This window comes from uncultured Microbacterium sp. (genome assembly GCF_913776565.1).
GTDB lineage: Bacteria > Actinomycetota > Actinomycetes > Actinomycetales > Microbacteriaceae > Microbacterium.
Genome location: NZ_CAJYPF010000198.1, coordinates 1 through 16,039, shown reverse-complemented (window position 1 = coordinate 16,039; position 16,039 = coordinate 1). Strand labels below are relative to the sequence as shown.

12 protein-coding genes, 1 tRNA gene and 3 pseudogenes are annotated in these 16,039 nt (G+C 71.8%); 5 read left to right on the top strand and 11 right to left on the bottom strand.

Annotated elements, in window-relative coordinates; genetic code table 11:
* From QZ433_RS11160 to QZ433_RS11135, 6 genes and pseudogenes are all read right to left on the bottom strand, one after another.
* A pseudogene (locus QZ433_RS11160) lies at nucleotides 1-442 on the bottom strand (alpha-mannosidase); the annotation flags it as partial.
* Nucleotides 443-473: 31 nt separating this feature from the next.
* Nucleotides 474-1,388, bottom strand: a complete 915-nt coding sequence (locus QZ433_RS11155) for a carbohydrate ABC transporter permease (protein ID WP_295783317.1) — start codon at nucleotides 1,386-1,388, stop codon at nucleotides 474-476.
* Nucleotides 1,385-2,317: a sugar ABC transporter permease gene (locus QZ433_RS11150; protein ID WP_295783315.1), complete on the bottom strand. Its 933-nt coding sequence runs from the start codon at nucleotides 2,315-2,317 to the stop codon at nucleotides 1,385-1,387. Before QZ433_RS11150 ends, QZ433_RS11155 begins: the two co-directional genes overlap by 4 nt.
* Nucleotides 2,318-2,319: 2 nt before the next feature.
* Entirely contained in the window at nucleotides 2,320-3,678 is a 1,359-nt protein-coding gene (locus QZ433_RS11145; RefSeq protein ID WP_295783312.1) for an extracellular solute-binding protein, read from the bottom strand.
* A gap of 136 nt (nucleotides 3,679-3,814) precedes the next feature.
* Nucleotides 3,815-5,011: an ROK family transcriptional regulator gene (locus QZ433_RS11140; protein ID WP_295783310.1), complete on the bottom strand. Its 1,197-nt coding sequence runs from the start codon at nucleotides 5,009-5,011 to the stop codon at nucleotides 3,815-3,817.
* 63 nt (nucleotides 5,012-5,074) lie between these two features.
* Complete coding sequence (locus tag QZ433_RS11135) at nucleotides 5,075-6,007, bottom strand: ROK family protein (protein WP_295783307.1); 933 nt, start codon at nucleotides 6,005-6,007, stop codon at nucleotides 5,075-5,077.
* A 169-nt stretch (nucleotides 6,008-6,176) separates the two neighbouring features.
* Here QZ433_RS11135 and QZ433_RS11130 point away from each other — a divergent pair, with 169 nt between their 5' ends.
* Genes QZ433_RS11130 through QZ433_RS11120 form a run of 3 tightly spaced genes read left to right on the top strand, consistent with a single transcriptional unit; the run spans nucleotide 6,177 to nucleotide 10,763 of the window.
* Nucleotides 6,177-7,223: a MoxR family ATPase gene (locus QZ433_RS11130; protein WP_295783305.1), complete on the top strand. Its 1,047-nt coding sequence runs from the start codon at nucleotides 6,177-6,179 to the stop codon at nucleotides 7,221-7,223.
* The gene (locus QZ433_RS11125) at nucleotides 7,220-8,476 is read left to right on the top strand and encodes a DUF58 domain-containing protein (protein WP_295783302.1); all 1,257 of its coding nucleotides are present in this window, start codon (nucleotides 7,220-7,222) and stop codon (nucleotides 8,474-8,476) included. The genes QZ433_RS11130 and QZ433_RS11125 overlap by 4 nt, the downstream gene beginning before the upstream one ends.
* On the top strand, nucleotides 8,463-10,763 hold the full coding sequence (locus QZ433_RS11120) for a DUF3488 and transglutaminase-like domain-containing protein (protein WP_295783300.1): 2,301 nt from the start codon (nucleotides 8,463-8,465) through the stop codon (nucleotides 10,761-10,763). Before QZ433_RS11125 ends, QZ433_RS11120 begins: the two co-directional genes overlap by 14 nt.
* 40 nt (nucleotides 10,764-10,803) lie before the next feature.
* On the opposite strand, the gene QZ433_RS11115 is transcribed toward QZ433_RS11120, so the two are convergent.
* The 5 genes and pseudogenes from QZ433_RS11115 to QZ433_RS11095 form a co-directional block, all read right to left on the bottom strand.
* A tRNA-Ser gene (locus QZ433_RS11115) sits at nucleotides 10,804-10,895 on the bottom strand.
* Between the two features lie 22 nt (nucleotides 10,896-10,917).
* The gene (locus tag QZ433_RS11110; RefSeq protein WP_295783298.1) at nucleotides 10,918-11,658 is read right to left on the bottom strand and encodes an MgtC/SapB family protein; all 741 of its coding nucleotides are present in this window, start codon (nucleotides 11,656-11,658) and stop codon (nucleotides 10,918-10,920) included.
* Nucleotides 11,659-11,695: 37 nt separating this feature from the next.
* Nucleotides 11,696-12,625, bottom strand: coding sequence for an acetamidase/formamidase family protein (locus tag QZ433_RS11105; RefSeq protein ID WP_295783294.1), 930 nt, complete (start codon nucleotides 12,623-12,625; stop codon nucleotides 11,696-11,698).
* Nucleotides 12,622-13,974, bottom strand: a pseudogene (locus QZ433_RS11100) (APC family permease). The gene QZ433_RS11105 and the pseudogene QZ433_RS11100 overlap by 4 nt, the downstream one beginning before the upstream one ends.
* 116 nt (nucleotides 13,975-14,090) lie before the next feature.
* The gene (locus QZ433_RS11095; RefSeq protein ID WP_295783291.1) at nucleotides 14,091-14,981 is read right to left on the bottom strand and encodes a proline iminopeptidase-family hydrolase; all 891 of its coding nucleotides are present in this window, start codon (nucleotides 14,979-14,981) and stop codon (nucleotides 14,091-14,093) included.
* Between the two features lie 78 nt (nucleotides 14,982-15,059).
* Between QZ433_RS11095 and QZ433_RS11090 the strand changes: the two genes are divergently transcribed.
* Together QZ433_RS11090 and QZ433_RS11085 are read left to right on the top strand one after the other, a co-directional pair.
* Entirely contained in the window at nucleotides 15,060-15,800 is a 741-nt protein-coding gene (locus QZ433_RS11090; protein WP_295783290.1) for a GntR family transcriptional regulator, read from the top strand.
* Between the two features lie 136 nt (nucleotides 15,801-15,936).
* Nucleotides 15,937-16,029: pseudogene (locus QZ433_RS11085) on the top strand (GNAT family N-acetyltransferase); the annotation flags it as partial.
* Nucleotides 16,030-16,039 lie beyond the last annotated feature (10 nt).

The following is a 16,039-nucleotide window of genomic DNA, read 5'->3' as shown; positions in this document are numbered from 1 at the left end:
CGACGAGCACGTCGACCCGGCCGTCGGCGTCGACCGCGGCGGGGCTGGCGTTGTTGAACGGCGAGACGCCCTTGATGGGCGCGCCCTGGCGGTTCCACACGAGCGCTTCGCACTGGAAGCCGCTCTGTCCGGCGGTGAAGCCGAGGTCGATCACGAGCTCGGCGACGGTGCCCGTGGGAAGGGCGCCCGCGTCGTCGCGCCATGCGGCGGGGATCTCCCCCGACACGGCGAACCAGGTGGTCCCCCACGCCCGGCCCCACGGCGTGCCGATCGCGAACGGGCGGTAGGCGGCATCCTGTGCCTCGGCGAAGGTCACGGGCTCGCCCGGAGCCTCCCACGCCCGGATGTCGAGGGGCTGGCGGGCGCGGTAGACGGCAGGGGCGAGACGCTCGCGGACGAAGCGTTCGATGCGCATCTCGATGAGCGCGGTGCGGTCGTGCATGGCGAAGAGGTTCCTTGTCTGGGGGGACGGGTCAGCCCTTGACCGCGCCGGCGAGGGCCGACGGGCCGCCGAGTCCGCGCTGTACGAGCACGTACAGGCCGAGGACCGGAAGGGAGTAGACGATCGAGTAGGCCGCGAGCTGGCCGTAGGCCACGGCTCCGAACGACCCGAAGAAGTTGAAGATGCTGACCGCGGCCGGCTGGTAATCCGGGCTGAGCAGCAGCACGAAGGGCACGAAGAAGTTCCCCCACGCCTGGATGAAGGTGAAGATGAACACCACCGCGATACCGGGACGCATGAGCGGCAGCACGATCTGCACGAGCGTGCGCATGGATCCTGCGCCGTCCATCCAGGCGGCGTGCTCGAGCTCGACGGGCACGCCGTCCATGAAGTTCTTCATCATCCAGATCGCGATCGGCAGGGCGCTCGCGGTGAGGAAGAGGATCGTGCCGCCGACGGAGTCGATGAGGTTCAACTGCACGAACAGGCTGTAGACGGGCACCATGATCGCCGTGATCGGCAGGCACGTGCCGAACAGCACCGCGTACAGGAACGGCTTGCCGACGCGCATCTTGTAGCGCGACAGCGGGTAGGCCGCGAGCGAGGCGAGCACGACCGTGGCGACGGCGGTGCCGCCCGCGAGCAGCACGCTGTTCCACAGCGGCAGGAACAGCAGGTCGGGCTTCATCACCGCGGCGAAGTTGTCGAGGGTGATGACCTCGGGCATCTTGATCGCGAGCGTCGGCTGGGCGTCGAGCGACGCCGTGACCAGCCACACGAGCGGGACGACGAAGAGGAAGCCGATCACGATCATGAGCGTGTTCGACAGCACGCTCAACACGCGGGTGCGCGGCGACGACAGCGAGGCCTTCTTCCGCGTCGGGGCGGGCGACGCCGACCGGGCGCGGCGGCCCGTGACCTCGGGGAGAGTGGTGGTGGCGCTCATGACGAGACCTCCTCGCGCAGCGCGCGGACGTAGAAGAACGAGAACACGGCGCCGATGAGGAGCATGATCGTCGCGATCGCGGTGCCGTAGCCGAGCTCGCCGAACTTCAGCCCCTGCTGGTACGCGAGGATCGGCAGCGTCGTGCTCTTGTTGCCGGGGCCGCCGCCGGTCATCACGAAGATGAGCGTGAACACCGACAGGGTCTGCAGCGTCACGATCATCGAGTTCGTGCCGATGGTCGAGCGGATCATCGGGATGGTGACGTGCAGCAGGCGCTTGATGCCGCTGGCGCCGTCCATCTCGGCGGCCTCGGTGATCTCGGGCGGGACGTCGGCCAGGGCCGCGGAGTAGACCATCATCGAGAACGCGGTGCCGCGCCAGATGTTGGCGAAGATGACCATGAGCACCGGCAGGGTGAACAGCCAGCTCACCGGCTCGACGCCGAAGACGGCGAGGACGGCGTTGAGCGTGCCGTTGTCGCGGAAGAACGCGTACGCCGCGAACGCCGCGACGATCTCGGGCAGCACCCACGCGGTCACGACGATCGTGCCGACCACGGCCGTGACGATGCGGTTGCCCGAGCGCATCATGAGCGCGAGGGCCAGGCCGAGGACGTTCTGTCCGATCACGGCCGAGAAGAACACGAAGACGATCGTGTTGACCACCGCGACGGGGAAGTCGGGGGCCTTGAAGAGCTGCACGTAGTTGTCGAAGCCGACGAAGTCGCTCGCGACGGCCGTCGATCCCGACAGCGTCGCGTTGGTGAGCGAGCCCCACAGCGACACCAGGATGGGGCCGAGCAGGAACACCGCCAGCAGCAGGGCTGCCGGCAGGAGCGGGAGCGCCCGGGCCGACGACCGGAGGCCACGCGTCTTCACGCGCGACCCCCGGTCGGTTCCGGTCGCCCCGGGGGTAGCCAGGGCGGTCACGATCAGCCCTGCTGGGTGTTGTCTTCGCCCACGATGCCGATGACGGCCTGGTCGTAGGCGGCGGCCGCGTCGTCGACGCTGGACTGGCCGGTCATGACGGCTTCCATGGCGACCTGGATCTGGTTCGAGATCTTGTCGTAGTCCTCGGTGGCCGGGCGGAAGTGCGTGGTGTCGACGAAGCTCGAGAAGGTCTTGAAGCTCGGGTTGGCGTCGAGGTACTCGCTGGACTGGGCGACGTCGGCGCGCACGGCGATCTGGCTGTTGTCGATGCCGTAGGCGGTGGCGTTGTCCTTGTTGACGGCGGTGGAGAGGAAGTCCCACGCGGCGTCGGCGTTCTTGGTGTTCTTGCCGATGGCGAGGGTCCACCCGCCCGACATGCTCGTCGTGCCGGGCGCCTGACCGTCCTGCGTGGGCATGGCGGCGATGCCGAGGGCGTCGCTCCACTCGGGCCACGCGGCGGTTCCGCCGTCGACCCACGCGGCCGACTGCCACGAGCCGTCGAGCGCGATGGCGAGCTTCGACGAGGGCAGCCAGTCGGCGGTCACGCTGGTGAAGATGTTGGGGTCGAGCGCCTGCTGCAGCGACGGTCCGAGACCGCCCTGGTAGACGTCGCTGACGAACTGCAGCGAGTCCTTGAAGCCCTGGCTGCCGACGACCCACTTCTTGCTGTCGGTGTCGTAGAGGGTGTCCTCGGTGCCGTACATCAGCATCTCGAGACCCTGCATGGATGCCGCTTCGCCCGCGGTCTTGCCCGAGTAGACGTTGATCGGGATGACGTCGGGGTTGGATGCCTTGACCTTCTCGGCGGCCGAGAGGATGTCGGCCCAGGTCTTGGGCTGCCACGGCACGGAGATGCCGGCGGCCTGGAACAGGGCCTTGTTGTACCAGAGGCCGCGGGTGTCGGTTCCGAGCGAGACGCCGTAGGTCTTGCCGTCGGGGCCGAGACCGGCCTGCTTGGCGCCCTCGGCGAACTGCGACCAGTCGTCCCACTTCGCCAGGTAGTCGTCGAGGGGCAGCAGGTAGCCGGCGGCCGCGTCGGACTGGATCTTGAACGTGTCTTCGTACTGCACGTCGGGGGCGGTGCTGGCCGACTTGTTCATCAGCGCGAGCTTCGTGTAGTAGTCGGCACCCTCGGCCTGGATCGGGACGAGCTCGACCGTCATGCCCTCGTGGGCGGCCTCGTACTGCTTCTTGGCGTTCTCCATCAGCGTCTGCATCTGGTTGAAGGTCGCCGTCGTCTGGTACGCCACACGGATCGTCTTCGCGTCCGCCGCGTCGCCGCTGCCGCCGGCGCAGCCGGCCAGAGCCACGGTCAGGGCGGTGGCGGTCAGAAGACCGGTCGCCATCGTCAGTTTCTTCATGGAAGCTCCCTTGCTCGGGTGGAGACACCGCGTCGCCAGAACCTTTTATAAATCAAATGGACTAACTCGGCAAGTCCCGACGCCCGCCGAACGGTAACGATCGCGATACGCCCGGCTATGGACGGGCCCGACCGCCTCAGAGGGCGATCATCAGGCGCGCCGGTCGAGCCGCGAAAGCGCCGTCCAGCATGAGGCACGCGGCCCCCACGGCCGCCACATCGAGACCGACCACGGAGCGCCGCACGACGATCGGCAGCGTCGCCGTCGACGCGGCATCCGCCGCCACGTGCTCCGCCACGACATCGGCGAGCACCCCGGCCAGACGCTCCCAGGCGGGGCCGCCGAGCACGACCTCGTCGACGTCGAGCAGGTTGTTGGTCACCACCACGGCCCGGGCGATCCGCTCCCCCGCCCGGCGCAGCACCCCCGCGGCCGCGTGCCGGGGATCCGCCGCATCGCGCACGAGACGGTCCAAGCCCGCGCGCGGATCGACGTCGTCGTACCCGGCCTCGGCGATGAGCACGCGCGGCTCGATCGACACCCCCAGGCACCCTCGCGATCCGCACGCGCACAGGGGGCCCTCGGCATCCACGACCACGTGCGCGATGCCCCCGGCGTTGCCGGTGCGACCGCGCACGGGCGCCCCCGCCACCGCGAGCCCCATGCCGACGCCGGCGCCGTAGTACAGGAACATCGCATCGCTCAGGGCATCGGAGCGGTCGAACCACATCTCGCCCACCATCGCCGCGGTGACGTCCTTCTCGACGATGACCGGCAGCCCCGCGGCCGCCCCCAGGTCCTCTCGGACGTTGACGTTGTGCCACTGCGGCAGCAGCGGAGGATCCAGCAGCCGACCGCCGCGCGCGTCGAAGGGCCCGGGAGCGGCGACCCCCACGCCCAGCACGAGATCGCGCGACACCTCGGCGCGCGCGACGATGGCGTCCACCGCCGTCGCGACGGCAGCGACCAGATCGCCCGGTGCGGCACCGCGCAGGGCGGGGATCTCGTCGTGCGCGATGACCTCGCCCGCCATGTCGACGAGCACGATCGTGTCGACGACGGGGTCGAGATGGACCCCGACGGCGAAACGCGAGCGCGGCTCGAGCTTCAGCAGCGTGCGGGGCTTGCCCGGACCCGAGATGACCTTGCCCGCCTCGATGATGAGTCCGTCGTCGGCCAGGCGGCGGGTGACGTTGCTCAGCGTCTGCGCGCTCAGACCGGTGCGCGCCGACAGCTCCACGCGGCTCAGCCCCTCGGGCGAGCGCCGGATGAGGTCGAGCACCAGCGTCTGGTTGTACTCGCCGACGGCGGGCAGGTTGGAACCCGTACGCATGCTCCCCGCCCTCACTCGCCGGCCCGCGGCGCGGTCCCTCGGTCTCTCAGGGTAGACCCGCCCTCAGGACTGCAGCGCGAGGGCCGCCGCCCCCAGGAGCGGGCCGTCGCCGTCGAGGCCCGAGCCCACGATGCGGCAGCGCCGCGCGTAGGCGTGCAGCGACGCGGCCTGCGCGGCCGAACGCACCTGATCGATGTAGTCGGGCGCGACCTGCGAGAAGCCTCCCGCGATCGCGACGGCCTCGAGGTCGCAGAGCGTCGCCGCCGCCGCGATCGCCTGACCCACGGCCGTGGCCGAGCGGGTCACGGCCGCGATCGCGACCGGGTCGCCCGCCGCGTGGGCGGCCGCGAGGTCGAGACCCGTCTCGCCCCGCCATCCCCGCCGCTGGGCCCACGCGACCGTCCCCGGCCCCGCCGCGACGGCCTCGAGGGTGGATGCCGCGACCTCGTCGCCCTCGACGGTGCGCACGAACGTCTGGCCGAGGTGGCCCGCGTTGCCGCTCGCACCCGGAATGGGCCGGCCGCCCAGGATGAGTCCGCCGCCCACTCCGGTGGACACCACGATCGCCATCGCGTCGTCGCACCCGACGAGCGCGCCGCGCCAGTGCTCGGCGAGCGCGATGCAGGTGCCGTCGAGAGCGAGCCGGATCGGGCCGTCGACGAGTCCGCCGAGTACCTCGTCGATCGACAGCCCCGCGGCGAGCGGCAGGTTCAGCGGGGACACCGAGCGCGACGGCAGGTCGACGGGGCCGGCGCTGCCGACGCCGATCGCCCCGATGCGCGCGCCGGGAACGGCGTCGATCGCCCCGCGGGCGGCTTCGCGGATACGATGCGCGATGTCGTCTCGACCGGCGGTGGGACCGGTCGGGCGCCGGATGACGCTCGCGCGTTCGACCTCGCCCGCGAGCGAGACGAGGGCCGCGTCGACCTTGGTCCCCCCGATGTCGACGGCGAGGACGTGCGTCGAAGCGGGCAGGGACGGGGTGGCATCGGACATGCACGGGCTCCTCGGGTGGACCAACGCTCCCCGATCCTAGGGGCCGGTGCCTCACCCGAGTGACGCCTGTGGGCCGCGCCGATTCCGCCCCCGGCCCCCGAGACGCAGGTTACGATCAGGTCACGGCGGCGAGGACGCGCCTCCCCGCCCCCGCGACACGAGGGATGCCATGGACGAGACGGTCACGCCCGAGGCGACGGCACGGCTGCGCCGCGCCGACACCGCCCCCGCCCGCCCGGGGGCCGACGCGCCGCTCGACGCGGAGGCGTTCGCCCGCCTGACCGGGCAGATCGTGGCATCCGTGTCCCGGGTGATCGACGGCAAGCCCGACGCGGTGCAGAGCGCTCTGATCGCCCTGCTGGCCGAGGGGCACCTGCTCATCGAGGACGTCCCGGGCGTGGGGAAGACCATGCTCGCGCGAGCGATGGCCGCCACGATCGACGCCGACGTGCGCCGCATCCAGTTCACGCCCGATCTGCTGCCGGGCGACATCACCGGCGTGTCGGTGTTCAACCCGGTGCAGCGGCAGTTCGAGTTCACCCCGGGTGCGGTGTTCGCCCACATCGTGATCGCCGACGAGATCAACCGCTCCTCGCCCAAGACCCAGTCCTCGCTGCTCGAGGCGATGGAGGAACGTCAGGTGACCGTCGACGGACGCACCCACGTGCTGCCGTCGCCCTTCCTCGTCGTCGCGACGCAGAACCCCCTCGAGATGGAGGGCACCTACGCCCTGCCCGAGGCGCAGCGCGACCGTTTCCTGCTGCGCATCTCGATGGGATATCCGGATGCCGCGGCCGAGGCGCTCATGCTGCGCCAGCGCGACAGCGTCAACCCGCTCGACGGGCTCACCCCCGTCGTCTCGGCCCGTCAGGTGACCGCCATGATCGCCTGGGCACGCGGCGTGCACGTCGCCCCGGCCCTCGAGGAGTACGTCGTCGCCCTCGCCCAGGCCACCCGCAGCCACCCCGACATCCGCCTGGGCGCGAGCCCGCGCGCGACCCTGCAGCTCGTGCGCGCCGCCAAGGTGCGCGCGGCGCTGGACGGACGGGCCTACGTCATCCCCGACGACATCACGGCGCTGCTGTCTCCCGTCTTCGCGCACCGCCTGATCCCCAACCGGTCGGCGGCCGGCGGACGGGCGGGGGCCGCGGTCGTGGTCGACGCCCTCGACCGCATCGCCGCGAGCGTGCGGGTCCCCCTCGCCTCGAGGACATGAGCCGGCCCGTGCGCCGCTGGTGGCCCTTCACGCTGCGCGGGACCGGAGCCCTGCTCCTCGCGGTGGCGGCGTTCGTGATCGCGCAGCGCGCCGGCATCCCCGAGCTCCTGTACTTCGCCATGCTCATGGTGGCGCTCCTGGCCACCTCGGCCGTGACCCTGCTGTTGACCCGCGGGGCGGGAACGGTCTCGCGGGCGATCACGCCCGAGGTCCCCGAGGTGGGCGGGACGGCGACGGTCGCCGTGCGCGCGGGACTGCGCAGCACCCTGCCCGGCGGCCCCGGCCGATGGCGCGACGTCCTGCCGTCGGGGGTGACCGGGCTCGCCGAGGGCCCCTCCCTCGCGACCGCATCGACGCTCTCGGGCCGCGGCGGCGGTCTGCAGGCGCGGTACGACATCGTGGGCAGGACACGCGGCATCCACGCCCTGGGTCCGTTCGAGATCGTCACGACCGATCCCTTCGGCCTGCTTCGGCGCCGCCGGGCGCTGGGACGCACGACCCCGGTGACCGTCGCCCCCGCCGTGGTCGACCTGGGCGCCCTGCCCTCGGCGTCGGGCGAGGCCGGCGGGACGCGGCAGACCACGACCCTGCAGCTCGGTCAGGGGGCGGACAACTTGGTCGCGCGCCCGTACGCCCCCGGCGACTCGATGCGCCGCATCCACTGGCGGGCCACGGCCCACCGCGACACGCTCATGGTGCGGCAGGAGGAGCAGGAATCCAGCCCGGCGGCGACCGTCGTCCTCGACCGGGCCGTCTCGCGCTGGTCCCCCGCAGCCACCCACGCCCCCGGATCCGACGCGGCGTTCGAGACCGCTGTCACGGCGTGCGTGTCGGTCGTCGCGCGTCTCGTGCACGAGGGGTACACCGTCGACGTGGTCGACAGCGACGGCACGCTGCTGACCGACCCCGTCGACGGCGGCGACGACGTCGAGGCCCGCGCGGCTGCCGCCGGCTTCGCCTCGGTGCGCGCCCGCGCCGACGACCCCGCGCACCGCGTGGTCCCGGTCTCGGCCGTCGCGCTGACCGGCCCGGTGGTCGTCATCACCGGCTCTCTCGGTGCCGAGGACCGGGCGACGCTCGGCGGGGTCGCGCAGCACTCGGCACTCCCCGTGCTGCTGGTCGTGACGGAGCACGTCGACCTCGGCCGTCTGCGCGCCGGGGGGTGGCGAGCCGCCGTCCTGCCCCCGGGCGGCGACGTCGCCTCGGCGTGGGACGACGCGATGGAACAGGGGTATGCCGGTGTCGGGCGCTGACGTCACGGTGCTGCGCACCCCCCGCCGCCGGCGCGACGCCTCGCTGCTGACGGCGGGACTGTTCGCCGCGATCGCCGCCGCGCTGCTGCCGGTGTTCTCGGTCATCGCCCCGGGTCCCTGGGTCGCGGGCGCGGTGGTCGTCACCGCCGGAGTGCTCGGGGCGGGTCTGCTCGTGCGCCTCGCGCGGCTTCCCGCCGTGCTGGCCAGCGTCGCCGAGATCGTCGTCGGCGTCGCGCTGCTGACGGCGATCTTCGGCCGGACCACCTCGCTTCTCCTGGTGATCCCCACCCCCGGCACCTTCGCGACCGTGCCGCGCCTGCTCGACGCGGCTGCCGAGGAGATCCGCGTGGGGGTCGCCCCCGTGCCCCCCGAGACCGGTCTGGCGTTCCTGCTGGTCGCGGCGATCGCGGGACTCGCCGTCGTCCTCGATCACGTCGTCCTGACCGCTCGGATGCCGCTGCTCGCCGGGGTCGGTCTCGTCGCCGTGTCCCTGATCCCCACGATCGCGATCCCGTCCGACGTCGACGTCGTGGCGTTCGTCCTTCTCGCCGCCGCCCTGCTGTTCCTCCTGCGGGTCGACACCCGCGCACGCACCGCCGTCGCGTCGCGGGCGCGCTCCCCGCACCCGTTCGGCGTCTCCGCGACCGCGCTGGGCGTCGCCGCGATCGCGGTGGTCGTCGCGATCGTCGCCACCCCGCTCCTTCCCCAGCCGGGGCTGCGTTTCGCCACGGGCGGTACCGGCGGGGTGGGCACCACGATCAACCCCAATCTCGAGCTCGGCAACGACCTGCGCCAGCCGCGGGAGGTCGACGTGCTGACCGTGCGCACCACGGCCCCCACCGCGCCGTACCTGCGGGCGGTGACGCTGTCGACCTTCGACGGGTCGGTGTGGCAGCCCGACAGCTCCGACACCGTGCCCGTGCCCGCGGACGGTCCCGTCTTCGACGCCCCGGCCGTCGACGGCGACATCACCCTGGCCGACTGGACCACGACCGTGACCGTCGACCAGCTCGACAGCCCGTGGTTGCCCGTCCCCTATCCCGCCTCGACGGTCTCGGGCCTCACCGGGGATTGGCTCGGGATGCCGCAGAACCGCACCGTCGTGACCCGCGCGGGGTCCACGCGCGACCAGGTGTACGAGGTGCAGGCGAACGTCCCCCGTCCGACGCTCGAGCAGATCCGTTCGCGTCCCGTGGGCGGACCCGGCGTCGATCCCTCGCTGACGGCGCTGCCCGCCGACGTCCCCACCGTGATCGGCGACACCGCCCGCGAGGTCACCGCCGGCGCGCAATCCCCCTACGATCAGCTGGTCGCACTGCAGACGTGGTTCCGCTCCAGCTCGTTCCGCTACTCGCTGGACGCCCCCGTCGACGCCGGTTTCGACGGCGCGGGACTCGACGCCGTCGCCGACTTCCTGCAGGTCAAAGCGGGCTACTGCGTGCACTACGCCTCGGCGTTCGCCGTGATGGCGCGCACTCTCGGCATCCCCTCCCGCATCGTCATCGGCTATCTGCCGGGGACGGCCTCGAGCATCCCGCAGCAGGGCGGCACCGAGTACACGGTGTCGTCGAGCCAGCTGCACGCTTGGCCCGAGACGTACTTCGAGGGCATCGGCTGGGTGCCTTTCGAGCCGACGAACAGCCTCGGCGTGCCCACGAACTTCGCCTCGGGCACGACGGGTGGGGGCTCGGCCGCGCCGACCACCCCCGAAGAGGATGCCGCCGCCCCCGATGCCGCACCCTCCACCGCGCCGTCGCAGGCCGATCGCGGCGACATCGATGCGCAGGGCGGCGCGGGCGGCACCGTGGGCACGCGCGTCGGGACGGGCTGGGTCATCCCGGTCGTGGCGGTGCTGGTGCTGCTGGTCGCGGCCGCCGCGCCGGCTCTGATCCGCGTGGTGCTGCGCCGCCGACGTCTCGCGGCCGCGCGCGCGGGCGATCCCGTGGCGGCCTGGAGGGCCGTGCAGGAGGAGGCGGTGGACCTCGGCATCCCGGCCCCCGGCGCCGAGTCCCCGCGCTCGTTCGCGGCGCGACTGGTCGACGAGCACGGGGCCGCGGCCGACGACGTCGACCTGCTCCGCGAGGCGCTGGAACGCGCGAGCTACGCCGGAGACACCGTCGACCCCGCGGACGGTCCCGCGCTGGTCGCGGCCGCCGAGGGGGTGCGCGCCTCGTTGGCGATGCGGGCCGGCGCTGGCCGCCGCGCGCGGGCGCTGCTGCTGCCCCGCGCCCTGATCGTCCGCCCGGGCGCCGTCCCGACCACGCCCGACCGCGAGACGGTGGGCTGAACGCCGAAGAGCGCCACCCGTGGGGGTGACGCTCTTCGTGTGGCGGAAGTGACAGGATTTGAACCTGCGAGGCGAGTTACCCCGCCTACATGGATTCCAGCCATGCTCCTTAGGCCGCTCGGACACACTTCCAACAGGAAAGCTTACACGGCTGTCAGGCTCGACCGAATCGCGGCCGCGTGCGCACGGCCAGCGGGGTCTCATCGGCTCGCCACGACATCTCGCGGACGCCCGTCTCACGCGACAAACGCGTCAGGACCGCATCGAGCAGTTCGGCCGCGTCGCCCTCGACGAGCAGCTCGGCCTCGAGCGCGACGAGCCCACGTCCCTTCTCGACGCCGTCCAGGGCGTGACTCGACATCGCGTGCACCAGGATGTCGGGAGACTCCAGGGCATCCGACAGCAGCTCCCGGACCTGTGGCTCGCGCTCGTCGAGCGCCTGCACCGTCAGGACGAACGCACCGATCGTCTCGGCGTTCGCCGCCGGTGCGCGGTCCACCAGCCGCCCGAGCGGGCGCAGCAGCAGATGCACGACCAGCACGAGAAGGGTCATCGCGGCGGCGGGGACCACCAGCCCGCCCGCCGCGAGGCACCCCACCGCCGCGGAGCACCACAGGGTCGCGGCGGTGTTGAGACCCTGCACCGACAGCCCCTGGCGCAGGATCACCCCACCACCGAGGAATCCCACGCCCGACACCACGTACGCCGCGATCTGGAGCGACCCCTGCCCGACGCCCAGCTCGCTGCCGAACAGCACGAACGCGGCCGCCCCCATCGCCACCAGGGCCTGCGTGCGAAGCCCCGCGGTCCGTGAGCGGTACTGCCGCTCCAGTCCGATGAGCGCGCCGCAGCCCGCCGCCAGCAGCAGGCGCGCCACGAAGTCGAGGTCGGCCATGAGTCCCTCCCGCCGTCGTCCGTCGGACGGGAGTCTGTCAGAGCACGCTTTTGGGTAGCCGGTGAAGCGTGACCGCTCCGACGGCGCGGAACGGGTGCAGGGGGTCGGGCTGCTCCGATCCGGTCGGTCCGCCCAGCTCGCTGTGCACGAGCGCGCTCATGGCGACGTACGCGTCCATCCGGTCCCATCCGCGCTCGTCCACGAGGTGGTCGAACACGTCCTCGTAGCCGCGACGGATGCTCTCCTGCACCGGGTCGCCGAGCCCGACGAAGATCCACTCCTCGGCCGTCTCGATGCGCGGGGCGCGGAGCCCGGCATCCGGGATCAGTTCGATCGAGACGACGGCGACGCCCGCCGCCTCGATGGCGACGAACGAGGACTCGCCACGGGCCATCACGGCGTGGATGTCGCCGATCGACAGGAGAGCGCCCTCGACCTCGACGGGCAGGTACACCGTGGCACCGGGGGCGATGTCGGTGACATCCATGTTTCCGCCCAGGGCCGTCGTCGGCATGACCGTCGAGTTCGTGCCGGTGGCGGGAGCCGTGCCGATGCAGCCGATCATCGGCCGTGGGGCGACCACGAGACGGTCGGTCAGGTGCACACCCCCGGCGTCGAGGGGGATGCGCCGGCTGACGACGCGGTCGGGCATGCGATGCTGCAGGGCGCCCGCCCCCGGCAGGCTCTGCGACCAGCCGTACGCGCCCAGACGGATCTCGTGCACGTGCACCGCGAGGGCGTCGCCGGGTCGCGCCCCCTCGACGTGGACCGGGCCCGTGACCGGGTTGATCGGCGCCTGGAGCGCCCCGAGGTCGCCGTGCTCGTGCAGCTCGGCGTAGACGGCGTCGTCGGTCTCGAACGCGATCGTCTCCCCCGTACCGGGGTGGATGCGCAGGGCGGCGGGGACGGTCGCGTCGAAGCCCGGACGACCGTGCTCCCGGCCCAGGGTGTGCGTTACGCCGTTCATCGGGGAGCCACCTCGCCGCCGCCCTCGCCCGCGGTGGCCGTGGCACGCTCGGGCGAGGGCGCGGGAATCGAGCGGTCCCGGCGGGCGAAGATCACGTAGACGACGGCTCCGACGACGAGCCACAGGATGCCGCCGACCTTGGCGGTGACGTCGGCGTTGAGCAGGACGTAACCGATGATGAGGAACCCGATGACCGGAACGACCAGGTGCAGCAGGTAGTTCTTGGACTTCTTCTTGCCGAGGTAGTACACGGCGACCGAGACGTGCAGCAGGAGGAAGCCCAGCAGCGCGCCGAAGTTGACCAGTGACGAGATGACCGCGATCTGCCCGACGAAGAACAGCACCAGCACGAGCGAGATGGCGCTCACGGTGAGGATCGCCGCGAGGGGCACCTGGCGGGGGTTCACCTTCGACAGGAAGGCGGGCAGGCGCCGGTCGCGGCTCATCGAATACAGCAGGCGCGAGGTCGCGGCCTGGGCGGCGACGGCGTTGGCGATGCCGACCGCGACCACGTTCACCGCGAGGAACGCCGTGGCTCAGCCGGAGCCGGCGGCCTGTGCCACGAGCAGGAAGAAGGCGTTGTTGACGTCGTCGTCCGAGAAGGCGATCGTGCCGGCGGCCAGGGCGCTGGCGAACCAGGTCTGCGCCACGAAAAGCACCGCGACCACGAGAAGGGCGATGATCATCGCGCGCCCGCCGGACTTGCGGTCGCCGGTGGACTCCTCGGCCATCGTCGAGATGCCGTCGAAGCCGAGGAAGCTCAGAACCGCGATCGACAGGGCGGTCGCGATCAGCGCAGGGTTGACCTTCTCGGCATCCCACACCGGGGCGATGGTGAACTCGGCGCCGGGGATCGTCCCGGCGTTGAGCGCGATCATCGCGATGACGACGAAGATGACGACGAAGGCGAGCTGGATGGCGAGCATCGCCCGGTTCGCGATCTTGATCGAGCCGATGCCCAGCACGTTGATGACGGTGTTGACGATCACGAACGTCACGGCCCAAATCCACTGCGGCACGTCCGGGAAGATGCCGGCCATGCTCGACGCGGCGAAGACGTAGAGCAGCGTGGGCACGAGCAGGTAGTCGAGCAGGATCGCCCAGCCGGCGAAGAAGCCCACGGTGGGGTGGATGCCGCGACCGACGTACGAGAAGACCGAGCCCGCGATGGGGAACGCCTTCGACATCTGCGCGTAGGCCAGGGCGGTGAAGATCATCGCCACGACGCCCGTGATGTACACCAGCGGGACCATGCCGCTCGCGGCGTTGTAGACGACGCCGAAGATCGCCCACGGGGCGATCGGCACCATGAAGACGAGGCCGTAGACGACCAGGTCGAGGGTGGACATGGAGCGCTTGAGCTCCTGCGTGTAGCCGAAGGATTCCAGCGTCTGCTGGGCTTCGGGGGCGTTCTTCGACATCGAGGCTCCTGGTTCGGGTCGGGTGGGGCGGGTGGGCTGCGGGGTCAGGGAAGGGGGGCGAGGAAGTCGGCGATCACGCCGCGGAAGACGTCGGGCATCTCGAGGTGGGTGCAGTGGCTCGCCCCGGCGAAGACGTGGGAGCGCGCACCGGGGACCTTCTCCACGAACGGCGCCCACGTTTCCGGGGTCGCCTCGTCGAACTCGCCGGCGACGACGAGGGTGGGCACCGCCACCTGCGGCAGGCGGTCGATGATCGTCCAGTCGCGCCCGGTGCCGACGACGTGGAACTCGTTCGGTCCGTTCATCGTGTGGTAGACCGTCGGGTCGGCGAGCATCTGCGCCTCACTGTCGACGAAGTCCTGCGGCATGGGCGTGATGCGGCAGACGTGACGCTCGTAGAACACGCGCGTGGCCTCGACGTAGTCGGGGTGGTCGAGGGTGCCGTCGGCCTCGTGGCGGTCGAGGGCCTCGCGGTTCTCGGCGGGGAGCTCCGCGCGCAGCCGGGCCGCGCCGTCGAGCCAGAGCTGCATGGATGCCGGGGAGTTGCAGATCATCAGCCCCTCGAGCCCCGCGGGGCGGCGCACGGCGATCTCGGCGCCGAGCATGCCTCCCCACGACTGGCCGAGGACGTGGTACTCGTCGAAGCCGAGCGCGTCGCGCAGGTTGTGGAACTCGTCGACGAAGAGCTGCGGCACCCAGCGCTCGGCGGGTGCGTCGGGGTGGTGAGAGCTGCGACCGCAGCCGATCTGGTCGTAGTGCACGACGGTGCGACCGGTGATCTCGGCGAGGGCGTCGAGGTTCGACACGTAGTCGTGGGCCATCCCCGGACCGCCGTGGAGCACGAACAGCGGGGCCCGGCCCGTCGGCTCGGCGGGTTCGGTCAGTCGGGCCCAGGTGAAACCGTCGAGGAACGGGACGGTGATCTCGCGTTGCATGCAGTCATCGTGGACCCCTTAAAGGTGCGTTGGCAAACCTTTTCTGCGGATTTAACATGGAGGAAACGACGGGAGCCCATGGCCGAGATCGACGACGCCTCCCTGGTGGAGCGCGTGACCGAGCGCCTCATCACTGCCGTCGCGGTGGGCGAGTTCCTCCCGGGCACGCGTCTGCCCGCCGAACGCGAGCTCTCCCCCCTCCTCGGGGTGGGGCGCACGACCGTGCGCGCCGCCCTCGACGACCTCTCGACGCGGGGGCTCATCGAGCGCCGCCGTGGGCGCAGCGGCGGCACCTTCGTGGCCGAGCAGTGGCCCGACTCGGTCGTGGTCGGAGTCGACAGGTGGTTCGAGCAGCGCTGGAGCGACCTCGTCGATGCGTGCACGGCGAGCTCGATGCTCCACGCGTCGCTGGCCCGCCTCGCCGCCGAGCGCCGGACGGATGCCGACATCGCGATCCTGCGCGAACGCCTGGGCGCGTTCCACGCGGCGGAGTCCGGAGATCCCAAGCAGCGCGCCGACAGCCTGCTCCACCTCTCGATCATCGACGCGGCCCACAACACCGCCCTGCGCGACATCCTCCTCGAGCACGAGCGGCACCTGTCGCTGTCGGCTCCTGCGCACCCGTGGGGCGATCGCGAGAGCCACCGGGGCATGGAGTCGCGCGCGGCACGAGAGCACGACGCGATCGTCGCCGCCATCGTCACGGCGTCTCCCGACGAGGCCGCCGAGCTCGCCCGCCGCCACGTGCAGATCGATCTCGAGCTGTTCGCCGAGGCGCGCGCCTTCGCGCGCCGCCGCGCCGCCGCCGCCCGCGACTGACCCCGCCCGCCCCGCCCCGCCGCGCCCCGCCCCGCCCGCGAGACTGCACGCGGCTGACGTCTCGGTTGCAGAATGTCGCCGAGTTGTCAGCAGCATGCAGTCTCGCGGCCCACCGACGGTCGAACCCGGCGCAGGCGCCCCTGACGGCTCGGTCGCCGACACGCTGTACTTCTCGATCCTCCGCGAGGAGTGGCCCGCGGTACGCGCCGGTCTCGAGGCGCGCCTATAACCCGCCGGGC

Coding starts and splice junctions, on each gene's coding strand:
- QZ433_RS11155 (WP_295783317.1), bottom strand. CDS start 1,388: ATGAGCGCCACCACCACTCTCCCCGAGGTCACGGGCCGCCGCGCCCGG.
- QZ433_RS11145 (WP_295783312.1), bottom strand. CDS start 3,678: ATGAAGAAACTGACGATGGCGACCGGTCTTCTGACCGCCACCGCCCTG.
- QZ433_RS11140 (WP_295783310.1), bottom strand. CDS start 5,011: ATGCGTACGGGTTCCAACCTGCCCGCCGTCGGCGAGTACAACCAGACG.
- QZ433_RS11135 (WP_295783307.1), bottom strand. CDS start 6,007: ATGTCCGATGCCACCCCGTCCCTGCCCGCTTCGACGCACGTCCTCGCC.
- QZ433_RS11130 (WP_295783305.1), top strand. CDS start 6,177: ATGGACGAGACGGTCACGCCCGAGGCGACGGCACGGCTGCGCCGCGCC.
- QZ433_RS11125 (WP_295783302.1), top strand. CDS start 7,220: ATGAGCCGGCCCGTGCGCCGCTGGTGGCCCTTCACGCTGCGCGGGACC.
- QZ433_RS11110 (WP_295783298.1), bottom strand. CDS start 11,658: ATGGCCGACCTCGACTTCGTGGCGCGCCTGCTGCTGGCGGCGGGCTGC.
- QZ433_RS11105 (WP_295783294.1), bottom strand. CDS start 12,625: ATGAACGGCGTAACGCACACCCTGGGCCGGGAGCACGGTCGTCCGGGC.
- QZ433_RS11095 (WP_295783291.1), bottom strand. CDS start 14,981: ATGCAACGCGAGATCACCGTCCCGTTCCTCGACGGTTTCACCTGGGCC.
- QZ433_RS11090 (WP_295783290.1), top strand. CDS start 15,060: ATGGCCGAGATCGACGACGCCTCCCTGGTGGAGCGCGTGACCGAGCGC.